Here is a 13,817-nt window from a genome sequence, read left to right as displayed (position 1 = left end):
AACGACCCCATCGTCGTCCGGGTTGCCGTCAGCCTACTCATCGGGGACGAAACGTTCAGCCGCAACCCCGGGCGTGATCAACCTGTGACCCGTGAGCCCCGTCGAGGTGGGGGCGGGTCAGCGGTCCCGGTCGCGGATCTTCTTGACCACGAACACCTTCGGGAGCAGGACCGTGGCCAGGGCCGTGACCAGCCAGACGACCAACGTCGCCACGACCCAGGTCGTCACGCCACCACGGATCGTCAGCGCGTCCCGCAGCAGGCTCGTGACCAGCAGCGCGACGAACGTCGACACGAGGCCCACACCGCCCACGAACGCCGGCGCGTACCGGTCGGCCATCTTCCCGATGAAGGGCGTCAGGACCGACTGCAGGATCGCGAACACGATCACGGTCACGACGTAGCCGCGCCACGTCACGTGGACGCCGTCGATCAGCAGGGAAGCCACGAGAAGGCCGAGCGCCGCGGACAGGACAAACACCGCGACTCGGACGAAGAACCGGACCATGCTCCGACCGTAGCCCTCGGCACCCACGACGGGAACACCGCGCCCCCAACGATCTTCGCGCGGCAGACGTCATACCCGGTAGAGGCACCCACCAGGGCGCCCACGGGGCCGACGGAGACGACGCGCCCACCAGGACAGGGAGGCACACCGTGCAAGCAGGAGCAGCGGACGCAGGTCCGACGCCCCCCGCTACGTGGCCGGGCGCCCGGGACGCGCGACGTCCGACGTTGAGAGCGGTGCCTGCCGCCCCCGACGACGGCACGGACGGCGCGTCCCCGGCTCCGAGCGCCAAGATCTACGCACCGAGGGGGACCATGACAGGCATGACCAGCTGGGAAGAGGCGCTCGAAGACCTTGTGCGGACCCGGACGTCCGCCCTCGTGTCCTCGGCGTTCCTCCTCACCGGGGATCTCGCCGAGGCCGAGGACCTCGTCCAGGACGCGCTCATCGCTGCGTACACGCGGCGTCGGGGGCCCGACGACGTGCGGAGCGCCGAGGCATACGTGCGGCGCACGATCCGCAACACGTACATCGACGGCTTCCGCCGTCGCAAGCGCTGGGCGACCGTGCGCCACCTGCACGTCGCACCCGAGTCGCAGCCGCCGTCGGACGTCGCCACGGTCGACCACGTCCCCGCACGGCTCGACGCGCAGCGCGCGCTCGCGCTGCTGTCGCCGCGCGAGCGGGCCTGCGTCGTCCTGCGCTTCTACGAGGACATGACCGTGCCGCAGATCGCCTCGGAGCTCTCGCTGAGCCTCGGGAGCGTCAAGCGCTACCTGCACGACGCCGTCGCGCGGCTCGAGCAGCACCTGGGCCCGCTCGCGGACGCCCACCTCGACGACCTGGACGACGCAGCACCCGGAGGTGCCCGATGAACCACCACGACCGCGACCGGTCCCGTCCGGAGCACCTGTCCGACATCCTCAACACTCTCGCCGACTCGGCTGCCGAGACGCACGCGGGCCGCACGCCCGAGGCGCTCCTCGCGACCGCACGCCGGCACGGCGCGGCCGCACGCCGGCGCCAGACCCGCTCCCGGGCGCTCGTCGCCGCTGCGAGCGTCGCCGCGATCGCCGTGGGTGGCGTCGTCATCGCGCAGAACATCGGCGGGGCGACCGTCCCCCCGCCGCCAGCGACGCAGACTCCCGTCGAGACGCCGTCGATCGAGCCCGGCGCGGCGTTCCCCGAGTGCGGGGCACCCGTCGGCGCGCTCGACCACGCGACCGCGCTGCGCCTCGTGACGAACGCGGTCAAGGACGCCGACGGCAACGCCGCAAGCATGTCCACCGCCGACGCCACGCCCGTCATCATCCAGAGCATCGACGACCTCTTCGACGTCGCGGTCGCCAACCAGGGCGACAGCACCATGACGGTCGGGTCGACCGGCTACGCCGCATCCGTGCTCGTGCGCGACGGCGTCGTCGTCGGCGCGACCGACGCGATGCCCGAGCCGTACCGCGAGGAGGCCCTCTCCCCAGGTGCCGTCGGCGAGCCCCTCGAGCGTGCCGGCGTCGCGATGTGCGACGGGCCGGAGACCGAGGTCGCCGGGATCTACGACGTGTACTCCTACGTCGACGCGTCGCTCACCGACCCGGCGAGCGACGCGGGCACCCAGCCGTCGAGCTCGCGCTTGTGGGGCGGTCCGTGGAAGGTCCGCGTCGGCCCCACCGTCGGCGGCTCCGAGAACCTTGCCCTGTCGTGCGCGATGCCGACGAGCGAGATCACCGCTCCCGAGTACCCGCAGAAGAACGGCAAGGCCGTCGTCGTCGCCGAGGTCACGCCGCCGCAGGACGCGCTCGCCCTCGAGGACGTCCTCACCCGCAAGGTCCGTCTCGACCTCACGAGCGTCGAGGGTGACACGTACTTCGGCGGGGACGTCGAGGTGTACCTGATCCGCGACGGCAAGGTCGTCTCGGCACGGGCCACCAAGGCGGCGAAGGACCCCTGGTACATCGGCAAGCCCGACTTCTGGGCGTCGACCGTCGAGGAGACGGGCGCCACGCCTGCCGAGGCGTTCTTCCCCGAGATCTCCGGCGTCGACTGCCAGACGGGCGAGCCGCTCGCCGCGGGCGAGTACGAGATGCTCGTCGTCGCGCGCATGTGGGTCCCCGACTACCAGTTCACCGTGTTCGCGCCGCGCGAGCGCATCACGCTCGGGGACGCTCCCGTCCTCCCCGAGAGCGACCCGCTCGCGATCTTCCCCGAGTGCGGCGCGGCCGTGCCGGGCTACTCCGACACGGCGGTCACGCTCGGCCGACCGGACGAGACCGTGGTGAACGGTGACACGACCTCCCAGGTGGAGACCGTCGTGACCAACGAGGACCAGAGCACCACGTTCCGCGGCCAGCTGGGGAGCGAGGTCCAGTCCGTCCTCACGCTCGACGGCCGGGTGGTCGGAGCGGTCGGGACGACGCCGATCGCTAGCAGCCAGCGCAGCATCGACCTCGGTCCGGGCGAGACAGCGGACCTGACCGCGGAGCTTGCCTCCGAGGTGTGCGGCTCCTCGGAGCGGCTCCCGGCCGGCACGTACGAGATCTGGTCACAGGTCGAGGTGACCCCTGCAGGCGGCTCGACGCAGACGTCGATCGGGCGCCTGGGGTCGGTCAAGATCTCCTGAGACAGGAGTGCAAGACCGGGCATGCACGCGACACAAGAGGGATAGGGCTGGGTTTCGGGCGGCACGCGCAGGGGGCGTGCCGCCCGGCCTGCCCCGCAGCTGGACCCCATCCCCCGAGGCCGGGGTCGGTGCACCGGTCTGATTTCCCCCGAGCCAGACCGCCGCACCGACCTCGGCGAGGCCAGCAGCCCGTCGTGAACTCGTCGCCAGGCGACCCCAACCTTTTCCGACCACCGTTCGTCTGGGCTTGTGACAGCAGGATGGACAGCACGACGACACACGCACAGGGGATCTGATGAGCGGCTGGGAGCAGGCACTCGACGCGCTCGTGCGGCAACGCCGCAGAGCGCTCACGGCATATGCCTTCCTGCTCTGCTCCGACCTTCGCGAGGCGGAAGACCTCGTCCAGGACGCGCTCGTCTCCGTGTTCGCGGGCCGGCGCCTCCCCGACGAGGTCGACGCGCTCGAGGCGTACGTCCGCCGGGCGATCCGCAACACGTACATCGACGGCTTCAGGCGCCGCCGCCACTGGGCGACGCTGCGGCACCTCGTCGTGACACCCGACGTGCAGCCACCGACGGGCGACGCGTCGCCCGAGACGGTTCCCGTACGCATCGACGTCCAGCGGGCGCTCGCTGCCCTGGGTCCGCGCGAACGGACGTGCGTCGTCCTCCGGTTCTACGAGGACATGACGGTCGCGCAGATCGCCGTCGAGCTCTCGCTCGCGGTGGGGACCGTCAAGCGTTATCTCTCCGACGCTGTCTCCCGGCTCGAGGGGATGGTGGGCCCGCTGCCCGCCGCACACCTCGACGACCTCGACACGATCACCCTCGGAGGCGCGCGATGAACCAGCGGCACCACGACGACCACCCCGACCTTCCCGACCTCCTCGAGGCGATCGGCGCATCCGCCGAGGAGGAGGCTGGCTTCTCGACCCTGTCCGACGACGCGATGGTGTCGTCCGTCCGCCTCCGCGCCACCGCGCTGCGCGTCCGGCGCGCACGCACCCGCAACCTCGCCGCCGTCGCGACGGTCGCAGCGGTCGCTGCGGCCGGCGTCGGCGTGACGCAGTACGTGGGACGGCTGGCCCCCGCGCCCGTGCCGCCAGCGACCTTCGAGCCCGGCAGCGCGTTCCCGGCGTGCGGGTCGACGGTCGCCCCGCCGAAGGTCGAGCCGGTCCGGCTCGCTGCGGCAGCCGGCGCGACAGACGTCTCAGACCTCCCGCAGATCGTCGTCGTGAACGACTCCGCGGTCGACGTAGTCGCAGGCTTCGAGCACGACCTGTCCTACGCGCTCGTCCGGGACGGCGTCGTGGTCGGCGGACGCACGGGCGTACCGAGCGGGTACAGCGAGGCCCGGGCTGGCACGGGCGACGTGTCCGAGGTCCTCAACCTGCCGTCCGACGCCACGATGTGCGACGGCGCTCCCGTCCCCGAAGGCGTGACGTTCCAGCTGTACGTGTACCTGGACGCCGAGGTAGCCGAGAATTCGACCGAGCGCCAGGCGTCGAGCTACTACGGTCCGCGCGGCGGCCCGAAGGTCCGCCTGTGGAGCCAGGCGATCGACCTCACGCTCGAGAGAGGCATTCCGCTCCGGCCGACCGGATGGTCTGACCACGGCCTGGTCTGCGCCGACCCGACCGCTCAGGTCACGCCTCAGCTCCAGTCGGTGGCTGAGGCAGGTGGCTGGCCGCTCGACATCACGGTCGACCCGGCGCAGGAGCCGGTCCCTGTCGGTGCCGTGATCAGGTCCGCGCTCGAGGTCCGACTCACCGCAGACCCCGACGACGAGACCACCTACACGGGCACGTACGTCGAGGCCTACCTGGTCAAGGACGGGCACGTGGTCTCAGGACGGAAGACCACGGTGCCGGGCGGCATGTGGGTCCTCTCGTCCGGGCGTGACGAGGTGGGCGACGCGTACGCCGAGCACCACGGCGCGGCCCCGCTGGGCACCCTCTATCCCGAGCTCACCGGGACACGCTGCCAGGACGGCGCTCCCCTCGAGCCGGGCGACTACGAGGTCCTCGTCGTCGCCCACGCGGGCGGCCCGGACGTCGACTTCCACGTCATCGCACCCCCGACCACGATCACGCTCGTCGGGGACAGCTCCAGGTGATCGTCGTCGAGGAGGGTCAGGCGGCTTCGGCTGCCGCGAGCAGGACGCACGTCGCGACGCCGTCCATGCAGGCCTTGACGTCGTCGAGCGACGGGAAGCTCGGAGCGAGACGGATGTTCTTGTTGTCCGGGTCCTTGCCGTACGGGAAGGCCGAGCCGGCCGCGGTGAGCGAGATCCCGGCTTCCCTCGCGAGCTGGACGACGCGCTTCGCCGTGCCGGGCACGACGTCGAGGCTGATGAAGTAACCACCCTCGGGACGCGTCCAGGTCGCGACGCCCGCAGCACCGAGGCGCTCGTCGAGGATGGCCAGGACGGCGTCGAACTTCGGGGCGAGGATCTCGCGGTGCTTCGCCATGTGGGCACGGACGCCCGCAGCGTCCCGGAAGAAGCGGACGTGCCGCAGCTGGTTCACCTTGTCGGGCCCGATCGACTTGATCGAGTAGTGCGACTGGTACCAGGCGAGGTTCTCGGCGGACGACCCGAAGAAGCTCACGCCCGCGCCTGCGAAGGTGATCTTCGACGTCGACGCGACGGCCCACACGCGGTTCGGGTTGCCCTCCTGCGCGGCCAGGTCGACGATCGGCAGCGCGGGCGCGCCGTCCTCGACGAGCGTGTGCACCGCGTACGCGTTGTCCCAGACGATGCGGAAGTCCGGTGCGGCGGTCGGCATCGACAGCAGCGCGCGAGCGACCTCCTCCGAGACGACCGCGCCGGTCGGGTTCGCGTACGTCGGGACGATCCACATGCCCTTGATCGTCGGGTCGGCCGCGACGAGCGCCGCGACGGCCTCGACGTCAGGCCCGTCTGCGTTCAGCGGGACCGGGATCATCTCGAAGCCGAGGTGCTCGGTGATCGCGAAGTGCCGGTCGTAGCCGGGCACGGGCGCGAGCCACCGGACCTTCTCCTCCTTGCCCCAGGGGCGCGGGGAGTCGGGCGTGCCGTAGAGCGTCGCGAACACGAGCAGGTCGTGCATGGTCTCGAGGCTCGCGTTGTTGCCCGCGACGAGGTTCGCGACGGGGATCGCGAGCAGCTCGGCGAAGATCTCGCGCAGCTCGGTGAGCCCCTGCGTCCCGCCGTAGTTGCGCGTGTCGAGGCCGCTGCCGTCGCGGAAGTCCGCGCCCGGCAGGCTCAGCATGTCGTTCGACAGGTCGAGCTGCGCCGGCGCGGGCTTGCCACGCGTGAGGTCCAGGCTGAGGTTCTTCGCCTTCAGGTCCGCGTAGGCGGCCGTGAGGCGCGCACGCTCGGCGGCCAGCTCGTCGGGGCTCATGGACTCGAACGCTGTGGACATCGCTGACGCCTCTCACCGGTGGGGGCCCGGGTGGTCGTGGTGTGCGGCGACCGTCCGGCAGGACGCCGGGCGACCACGTCCGATCCTAGGGGACCGCCCCACGTCCTGGGTGGGGAGGTCACCGTGCGACGAACCACGCGAACGCGCTGAGCACGACGGCGGCAGCCGGCATCATCCAGACGACCGGCTCGACGCGCGGCGCCGGGCGCTCGTCGCCCGGCAGCAGGACCGGGTCCCCCGCGCCCAGGGCACGCGCCTGGACGACGCCGCCGACGGCGAGCAGCGCCACGGCAAGGGCAAGACCCACCCACGGTTCGACGTCGGCCACCTGCGTCTGCCAGAGCAGCATCGGCAAGACGCAGGCCGTGGCCAGGAGACCGATCCCGACGCACCACGGCCAGGGACGCGCGATCATGCTCCGCAGCACCGCGTCGTGCCGCACCGCGAACGCGGCGAGGACGGCGACCATGATGCCGAGCGTCGTCACGCCGCCCGCCGAGAGGGGCAGGCCCTCGCCGGTCGCGAGGGCTTCGACGGCCTGCGGCGCGAGCAGGAGCCCGATGATCTGGAGGCCGCTGCCGGCGAGCGTGCGGCGCACGCCGGGCTCGTCGGGCGCGCTGGGCAGGTCGAGGCTGTCGGCGTACTCGACGGGGTCGCCGAACGCCTCGAGCGCGCCCTCTCCCGAGTCGGCACAGTGGGCGTCGACCTCGGCGAGGGCGTCACCGATGCGGTCGCCGGGTACGTCGCGCAGCCTCAGCCGGACCACGAACTCGTCGGTCCACGCGTCGTCGACGTGGGGGGCGAGGGACGCGGGGTCAGGGGCGTGTGCCATCAGAGCACCTCCGGGGTGTGGTCCGGACCGTCGGGCGCGGGCGCGAGGATCGAACGGGTCGTCGTCGTGAAGAGGTCCCAGCGGGCGGTCGCGTCCTCGAGCGCGGTGCGCCCGGCCGCGGTGAGCTCGTAGAACTTGCGGCCGGGGCCGCCGTCGCCGGCGCGCCACTCGACGGTGACGTAGCCCGCGGCCTCCATGCGTCCGAGCAGCGGGTAGAGGGTGCCGCCCTTGAGCCGGCCCAGGCCGAGGTCCGCGAGCTTCTCGGCGATGGCGTAGCCGTACGTGGCACCGTCGGCGAGGACCCGCAGGACGCAGGGTTCGAGGACGCCGCGAAGCCACTCGGCGGGCCACGCGGTCTCGGACATGACTAGAACGTACCGCTACCTAGTCAGACTGTCTACCTACCACGTCGACCGAGGGCCGCAGGCCCGGTCACCGCCGCGCGCGACGCTCCACGACGACGTTCGCGCCACCCAGCACCAGCAGCAGCACCGCCGCAGCGAACGGCAGCCACATCGCCGCCGACACACCCACACGCTCCGCCACCTGGCCCGTCAGTGCCGACGCGAGCGCCTGCGCGAGGCTCAGCGCCGCCGTCGCGAGCGTCATCGTCGTCGCCGCACGCCCGACCGGGCTGCGGTCCGACGCCATGCTCAGCAGCGTCACGAGCACCGGCCCCACGCCCACACCCATGAGCAGCAGCACCGCCGTCGGCGACGCCGCAGCACCGAGCTGCGCGTACAGCGCAGCCGACGCCGCGATCACGGCCGCGAACCCGACCCAGCGCCACCGCGCCGCGAACGCACGCGGCAGCGCCGCCGCACCCAGCGCGAGCGCCGCAGACGTGAGGCCCAGCGCGCCGTACAGCAGGCCGGCGTCGTCCGCGCGGCCCTGCACACCCATGTGCGCGGTGAGCGACGTCAGCGTCGTCCCGAAGAACAGGCCGACCGCGAACGCACCCGCCACGACGACCAGCACACGCACCCGCACGACCTCGCTCAGCGGCGCCCGCTCAGCATCGCGTGCCGCGTGCGAGCGCACCGCACCCGTCGGGTGCAGGGCGAACGCCACGACCGCCGTCAGGCTCAGCCCCGCCGCCGCGACGAGCGGCAGCCACGGCGCGACCCACGCCGCGAGCAGACCCACCAGCACCGGCCCGACCACGAACGCCGTCTCGTCGATCGCCGACTCGTACGACATGACCCGCGAGAACGTCCTCACGCGTCGGCTCGGCGCGACGCGCTCACCGACGAGCGTCACGAGCCGCGTCCGCGACAGCGGCGCGACCTGCGGGACCGTGGCACCCGCGAAGAACGAGCACGCGACGATGATCCAGGTCGACACGCCCTGCCCGACGACGAACGCGAGCGTCAGCACCGCCACGACGTTCGCGAGGGCAACAGCAGGCAGGACCTTGCGCTGGCCGCGACGATCGACCGTCGCACCGACGACCGGCCCGGCGATCACGACACCGACACCGACCGCAGCCGCCGCGAGGCCGCCGACGGCGACCGACCCGGACACCGCCACGACGTACGTGAGGACACCGACGACGACCATCGCGAACGGGAGGCGCGCGACGAACGCGAGCGGGTAGTAGCCCAGTCCGGTCGCGGCGACCAGGGTGGGGGCGTGCTCGGTGCCGGTCGTGGTGACGCGGGCGTCGGGGCGCGCGGGCGTGACGGTACTCAACTCGATGCTCCTAGAAAGGTCTGGCTGGTGCCGCCTTGCTGCGAGGAGCAGGTGATGCACGCCGTGGGTGAACCGCGCCGTCATGGCGAAGGGCTCACGCTCGATCGGGTGCCGATGGGCACCGTCGACGACGTTAGCACGGGCGTACCACCAGGAACCCTGCGTGTGAGCGAGCCCACGTGAAGAAAGCCCGACCCGGAGCAAGGACCCGCAGCAGCGGCGCGTCAGCGTCCCGTGGCGAGCGCGACGACGGCACCGCCGGGGGCGCGCACGTAGGCGACCGTCTCGCCCCATGGCCGCGCGTCGGCCGGGGACAGCACCTCCGCACCCAGCGCGACGACCCGCTCCAGCTCGTGCGCGACGTCGTCCACGCGCAGGTACAGCTCCGCCGGGTGGACCTCACCTGCTGCGATCGCCAGCCGGGGCGCCGTCACGACGGAACCACGTCGAGGCGCGCCGGTCCGTGCCCGGCGGCCCGCTCCTCGGCCCGCCGGTTCGCCGCACCGCTCACCTCGGCGAACCGCTCGACGAACTCGGGCCTGGCGCCGTCCGTGCGCACCTCCTGCAGCACATGGTCCGTGACGCCGGCCTCGGCGAGCTCGGCGGTCAGGCGCGCGACGTCGTCGGGCGAGAGCACCGTCGGGTCGACCGTCGTGCGCACCTGCATCGGCACCCCGGCCTCCTGCAGGACGCGGAGAGTCTCGAACGCCGGCCGGGCGCCGCCCGGCCTCCGCGTGACGACGTCGAACCGGTCGCGCGGACCCTTGATGTCGAGGCCGACCCAGTCGAGCAGGCCCTCCGCGGCGAGGTCACGCACCCGGCGTGGGTACGCGCCCCCGGTGTGCAGCCCGACGGCGTAGCCGGCCGCGCGCACCTCGCGCATCGCGGCGGCGAGCCCCGCCTGACGGGTCGGCTCACCACCCGAGAAGACGACGCCGTCGAGCAGTCCGCGACGGCGCGCGAGGACCGCGCGCACCTCCGCCCAGCTCGACTCGCCTTGCGCGCGCGGGTCGATGATCGCCGCATTGTGGCAGTAGCCGCAGTCCCACGGGCAGCCCTGCAGGAAGACCGTCGCGACGAGACGACCTGGCCAGTCGCAGGACGAGAACGGCTCGAAGCCGGCGACGTTGAGGTCGTCCGCGAGGATCATGCTGACCGCAGGTGCGCTCGCGCCCGCTCCTCCGTGAAGAACTGCCGCTCCGCGTGCTCGCCCTTCTTCCCGATGTTGAACGAGCTCACGGGCCGGTGGTAGCCCATGACGCGCGTCCACACCTCGCACACGACCGGCTCGGCACCTGGGCGGCGCTCGGCGCAGCGCGGGCACGTCGGGTGCTCACCCGCGAGGTAGCCGTGGTTCGGGCAGATCGAGAACGTCGGCGTCACGGTGATGTACGGCAGGCGGAAGTTCTGCAGCGACCGGTGCACCAGCTCGCGCGCGGCGTCCGCCGAGCTCATCTTCTCGCTCATGTACAGGTGCAGCACCGTGCCGCCCGTGTACTTGCCCTGCAGCTCCTCCTGCCGTTCGAGCGCCTCGAACGGGTCGGCGGTGAACCCGGCCGGGAGCTGGGACGAGTTCGTGTAGTACGGGTTCGACTCGGTGCCCGCCTGCAGGATGTCCGTCCAGCGCGCCCGGTCCTCCTTCGCGAAGCGGTACGTCGTCCCCTCCGCGGGGGTCGCCTCGAGGTTGTAGAGGTGGCCCGTCTCTTCCTGGAACTCGACCATGCGCGCGCGGACGTGGTCGAGGATGCGCACGGCCATCGCGTGCCCCTCGTCGTCCGTGATGTCGAGGGCCCCTTGCGGCTGCTCGGCTGTCGCGGTGAAGTTGCGGACCATCTCGTTGAGGCCGTTGACACCGATCGTCGAGAAGTGGTTGTCGAGGTTGCCGAGGTAGCGGCGCGTGTACGGGAACAGGCCCTCGTCGATGTAGTGCTGCACCACCTGCCGCTTGACCTCGAGCGACTCCTTCGCGAGGTCCATCAGCTCGTCGAGCCGGGCGACCAGCGCGGCCTCGTCGCCGCGGAACAGGTAGCCGAGGCGCGCGCAGTTCACGGTGACGACGCCGATCGACCCGGTCTGCTCAGCGGACCCGAACAGTCCGTTGCCGCGCTTGAGCAGCTCGCGCAGGTCGAGCTGGAGGCGGCAGCACATCGAGCGGACCATGCCGGGCTCGAGCTCGGAGTTGAGGAAGTTCTGGAAGTACGGCAGCCCGTACTTCGCGGTCATCTCGAACAGGCGCGTCGCGTTCTCGGACTCCCACGGGAAGTCCTCGGTGATGTTGTACGTCGGGATGGGGAACGTGAAGACGCGGCCCGACGCGTCGCCCTCCGTCATGACCTCGATGTAGGCGCGGTTGATGAGGTCCATCTCGGCCTGGAGGTCGCCGTACGTGAAGTCCATCGGGGAGTCGTCGACGAGCGGCACCTGGTCGCGGAGGTCCTCGGGGCAGGTCCAGTCGAACGTGAGGTTGGTGAACGGCGTCTGCGTGCCCCAGCGGGAGGGGACGTTGAGGTTGTAGATGAGCTCCTGGACGCACTGCTTGACCTGGTCGTAGGTCATCGCGTCCTTGCGGACGAACGGCGCCATGTACGTGTCGAACGAGGAGAACGCCTGCGCGCCGGCCCACTCGTTCTGCATCGTGCCGAGGAAGTTGACGATCTGCCCGACGGCGGAGCTGAAGTGCTTGGGCGGGTTCGACTCGACCTTGCCCGGCACACCGTTGAAGCCCTGCGTCAGGAGCATGCGCAACGACCAGCCGGCGCAGTACCCGCCGAACACGTCGAGGTCGTGGATGTGCAGGTCGCCGTCGCGGTGCGCCTGCCCGACCTCGGGGCGGTACACCTCGGAGAGCCAGTAGTTCGCGGTGACCTTGCCGGCGGTGTTGAGGATGAGGCCGCCGAGGGAGTAGCCCTGGTTGGCGTTGGCGTTGACGCGCCAGTCGGTCCGGTCCAGGTACTCGCGCATGGTCGACCCCACGTCGACCTGGGTCCGCGTCGTTGCGTCAGCCTGAGCCATTCGATTCCCCTACATCTAGTGGTCGAGTCACACCGTTGTCACTAGATGTTGATTCTGCTCTGCTGCACCCGCGTGGCGGAGGGGCCTAAAGTCCCAGCCGCGCCCACATCCGCAGAACGACGCGCGAAACTCCCCCGCACGCACCGCTGCCCCGCCCGGGATGCCCGGGCAGGGCAGCAGGCAGCGCGTCTCACACCCCGGCGAGGACCCCCACGCCCGACGGCGTGAGCGCGAGGCTCTCGCGCAGCGTCGCCCCCGGGTACTCGCGGCGGAACACGCCGCTCGCCCGGAGCGCGGGCACCACGCCGTCGACCAGGCCCGCGACGTCCGCGACGAGCGACGACGGCGTCACGACGAACCCGTCGACCGCACCCGCCTCGAACCACGCCTCGGCAAGCTCCGCGAGGTCGAGCGGCGTCCCCACGTGGATGAGCGAGTCGGAGTGCTGCGCGACGACGTCCGTCCCCTCGAACGCGTCGAGCAGCTCGACACGCGCCTGCGCGCTCTCCGCGTCCGGACCCGTGACGGCATACACGTCGACGAGGACGAGGACGTCGTCGGCCGCGCGGCCCGACTCGACGGCGATCGTCCGAGCCCGACGGCGCTGCTCGAGCGCCGAGTCGAGGTCCGTCGCGGCGATCCGCAGGACGTCCGCGTGCCGGGCGGCACGCTCGAGCTGAGCGTCCGAGCGCACGCGCACGACCGTCGGCGCGACCGACGACACGGCCCGCGTCACGGCCGTCACCGACCGGTCAGGCGCGCTGCCGTCGACCTGCCAGCCAGCGCGGCCGCCGGACACCCGGCTGATCGTCTGCAGCGCGGTCGCGACGTGCTCCGGGTCGGTCGCCTCCGGCGAGATCGTCGCGACGAGGCCGACGCCGCGCGTCGTCTTGCCGAGGCGCGACGCGACAACAGCCGCGTCGAGGCGGCCGCGCAGCAGGCCGACCGTCTCAGGCTGGAGGCGGAACGTGTCGTCGATCGCGACGAAGTCGAGGGTGCCGCGCTGCGCCGCAGCGACGAGGTCAGCGAGACGCTCGGCGTCGAACGCGCTCGCGAACGACGCCACAGGCACGCGGCTCGTGACGCGGCGCGCGCCCGCGCTCGTGAGGTCGATACCCAGGTGGATCTGACGGTCGGCGGTCGTGGGACGGGAAGAGGTGGTCGAGGTCATGGTCTTCGCTCTCTGCGTGACGGCGGCGCGCAGCACCGACCCCACGGACTCACGTCGTCAGGTGGGACGGTGCGCAGCGTGCGCCAAGGTGACTGCAACGGCCGGGGGCTCCCGAGGAGCCGGCATCGGCGGTGTCCGAGAAGGACGGTCAGGCGACGGCGTGCGCGCTCGGGAGCGCGACGGCGTGCGCCGGCAGGGGTCCGCCGTGGGCGGACCTCAGCGGGTCAGTCGCGGGGACAACAGGCGACGGACCCGCAGGGCATACAGGTCGGACACATCACCGGGGCGAGCGAGATCGACGCGGGTGTGCGAAGCCGTCCTGCCATCATCGTGCGTGTCTCCTGTCCGAACCGCTCTCGCGGCTGCGCTCTTGCACCGATTCCGGTGCCAGGTCTTCACCCGGAGCACCCCACCGCGCGGGAGGGTTGCTGACCAGCGAGCCGGGGCTTGTCGCTGATACTCGTGACCTTGTCTTGTCGAGTCCTTCCGGTCACCTGGTTTGACACCCTGCGTTCCGGAATTACTGCGCAATCTAGGCGCGGGGCCCAGGGGTGTCAACAGGTGTCCATGCCTGGATCAT

13 protein-coding genes and 1 riboswitch are annotated in these 13,817 nt (G+C 71.7%); of the genes, 4 read left to right on the top strand and 9 right to left on the bottom strand.

What is annotated here, in order from left to right:
• Positions 1-117: 117 nt before the first annotated feature.
• Positions 118-507: a hypothetical protein gene (locus tag AC4F3Q_RS08910; RefSeq protein WP_491039654.1), complete on the bottom strand. Its 390-nt coding sequence runs from the start codon at positions 505-507 to the stop codon at positions 118-120.
• A gap of 323 nt (positions 508-830) precedes the next feature.
• On the opposite strand from AC4F3Q_RS08910, the gene AC4F3Q_RS08905 reads away from it, so the two are divergent.
• The 4 genes from AC4F3Q_RS08905 (at position 831) to AC4F3Q_RS08890 (ending at position 5,242) form a co-directional block, all read left to right on the top strand.
• On the top strand, positions 831-1,382 hold the full coding sequence (locus AC4F3Q_RS08905; protein ID WP_491039653.1) for an RNA polymerase sigma factor: 552 nt from the start codon (positions 831-833) through the stop codon (positions 1,380-1,382).
• Positions 1,379-3,124: a hypothetical protein gene (locus tag AC4F3Q_RS08900; protein ID WP_491039652.1), complete on the top strand. Its 1,746-nt coding sequence runs from the start codon at positions 1,379-1,381 to the stop codon at positions 3,122-3,124. The genes AC4F3Q_RS08905 and AC4F3Q_RS08900 overlap by 4 nt, the downstream gene beginning before the upstream one ends.
• Before the next feature lie 295 nt (positions 3,125-3,419).
• Positions 3,420-3,971: an RNA polymerase sigma factor gene (locus AC4F3Q_RS08895; protein ID WP_491039651.1), complete on the top strand. Its 552-nt coding sequence runs from the start codon at positions 3,420-3,422 to the stop codon at positions 3,969-3,971.
• Entirely contained in the window at positions 3,968-5,242 is a 1,275-nt protein-coding gene (locus AC4F3Q_RS08890) for a hypothetical protein (protein WP_491039650.1), read from the top strand. Before AC4F3Q_RS08895 ends, AC4F3Q_RS08890 begins: the two co-directional genes overlap by 4 nt.
• A gap of 16 nt (positions 5,243-5,258) precedes the next feature.
• Here AC4F3Q_RS08890 and AC4F3Q_RS08885 read toward each other — a convergent pair whose 3' ends face one another.
• From AC4F3Q_RS08885 to AC4F3Q_RS08850, 8 genes are all read right to left on the bottom strand, one after another.
• Positions 5,259-6,530 (bottom strand): aspartate aminotransferase type Ic, encoded by a 1,272-nt coding sequence (locus tag AC4F3Q_RS08885; protein ID WP_491039649.1) that lies wholly within the window; start codon positions 6,528-6,530, stop codon positions 5,259-5,261.
• Positions 6,531-6,648: 118 nt separating this feature from the next.
• The gene (locus AC4F3Q_RS08880; RefSeq protein WP_491039648.1) at positions 6,649-7,362 is read right to left on the bottom strand and encodes an HAAS signaling domain-containing protein; all 714 of its coding nucleotides are present in this window, start codon (positions 7,360-7,362) and stop codon (positions 6,649-6,651) included.
• The gene (locus AC4F3Q_RS08875; RefSeq protein WP_491039647.1) at positions 7,362-7,727 is read right to left on the bottom strand and encodes a PadR family transcriptional regulator; all 366 of its coding nucleotides are present in this window, start codon (positions 7,725-7,727) and stop codon (positions 7,362-7,364) included. The genes AC4F3Q_RS08880 and AC4F3Q_RS08875 overlap by 1 nt, the downstream gene beginning before the upstream one ends.
• Before the next feature lie 67 nt (positions 7,728-7,794).
• On the bottom strand, positions 7,795-9,054 hold the full coding sequence (locus tag AC4F3Q_RS08870; RefSeq protein ID WP_491039646.1) for an MFS transporter: 1,260 nt from the start codon (positions 9,052-9,054) through the stop codon (positions 7,795-7,797).
• A gap of 224 nt (positions 9,055-9,278) precedes the next feature.
• On the bottom strand, positions 9,279-9,488 hold the full coding sequence (locus AC4F3Q_RS08865; RefSeq protein ID WP_491039645.1) for a VOC family protein: 210 nt from the start codon (positions 9,486-9,488) through the stop codon (positions 9,279-9,281).
• Entirely contained in the window at positions 9,485-10,204 is a 720-nt protein-coding gene (locus tag AC4F3Q_RS08860; RefSeq protein WP_491039644.1) for an anaerobic ribonucleoside-triphosphate reductase activating protein, read from the bottom strand. The genes AC4F3Q_RS08865 and AC4F3Q_RS08860 overlap by 4 nt, the downstream gene beginning before the upstream one ends.
• Positions 10,201-12,066, bottom strand: a complete 1,866-nt coding sequence (locus tag AC4F3Q_RS08855; RefSeq protein WP_491039643.1) for a ribonucleoside triphosphate reductase — start codon at positions 12,064-12,066, stop codon at positions 10,201-10,203. The genes AC4F3Q_RS08860 and AC4F3Q_RS08855 overlap by 4 nt, the downstream gene beginning before the upstream one ends.
• A 190-nt stretch (positions 12,067-12,256) precedes the next feature.
• Positions 12,257-13,237: an LLM class oxidoreductase gene (locus AC4F3Q_RS08850; RefSeq protein ID WP_491039642.1), complete on the bottom strand. Its 981-nt coding sequence runs from the start codon at positions 13,235-13,237 to the stop codon at positions 12,257-12,259.
• A gap of 361 nt (positions 13,238-13,598) precedes the next feature.
• Positions 13,599-13,705, bottom strand: a riboswitch (SAM riboswitch).
• Between the last annotated feature and the right edge of the window lie 112 nt (positions 13,706-13,817).

It is taken from the genome of Flavimobilis sp. BM9 (genome assembly GCF_058313055.1).
This window is presented reverse-complemented; position numbering and strand designations above follow the sequence as displayed.

Excerpts from the sequence above, each read along its gene's own strand:
- AC4F3Q_RS08890 (WP_491039650.1), top strand. The coding sequence starts at position 3,968 with ATGAACCAGCGGCACCACGACGACCACCCCGACCTTCCCGACCTCCTC.
- AC4F3Q_RS08910 (WP_491039654.1), bottom strand. The coding sequence starts at position 507 with ATGGTCCGGTTCTTCGTCCGAGTCGCGGTGTTTGTCCTGTCCGCGGCG.
- AC4F3Q_RS08850 (WP_491039642.1), bottom strand. The coding sequence starts at position 13,237 with ATGACCTCGACCACCTCTTCCCGTCCCACGACCGCCGACCGTCAGATC.
- AC4F3Q_RS08895 (WP_491039651.1), top strand. The coding sequence starts at position 3,420 with ATGAGCGGCTGGGAGCAGGCACTCGACGCGCTCGTGCGGCAACGCCGC.
- AC4F3Q_RS08900 (WP_491039652.1), top strand. The coding sequence starts at position 1,379 with ATGAACCACCACGACCGCGACCGGTCCCGTCCGGAGCACCTGTCCGAC.
- AC4F3Q_RS08885 (WP_491039649.1), bottom strand. The coding sequence starts at position 6,530 with ATGTCCACAGCGTTCGAGTCCATGAGCCCCGACGAGCTGGCCGCCGAG.
- AC4F3Q_RS08855 (WP_491039643.1), bottom strand. The coding sequence starts at position 12,066 with ATGGCTCAGGCTGACGCAACGACGCGGACCCAGGTCGACGTGGGGTCG.
- AC4F3Q_RS08905 (WP_491039653.1), top strand. The coding sequence starts at position 831 with ATGACCAGCTGGGAAGAGGCGCTCGAAGACCTTGTGCGGACCCGGACG.
- AC4F3Q_RS08880 (WP_491039648.1), bottom strand. The coding sequence starts at position 7,362 with ATGGCACACGCCCCTGACCCCGCGTCCCTCGCCCCCCACGTCGACGAC.
- AC4F3Q_RS08875 (WP_491039647.1), bottom strand. The coding sequence starts at position 7,727 with ATGTCCGAGACCGCGTGGCCCGCCGAGTGGCTTCGCGGCGTCCTCGAA.
- AC4F3Q_RS08860 (WP_491039644.1), bottom strand. The coding sequence starts at position 10,204 with ATGATCCTCGCGGACGACCTCAACGTCGCCGGCTTCGAGCCGTTCTCG.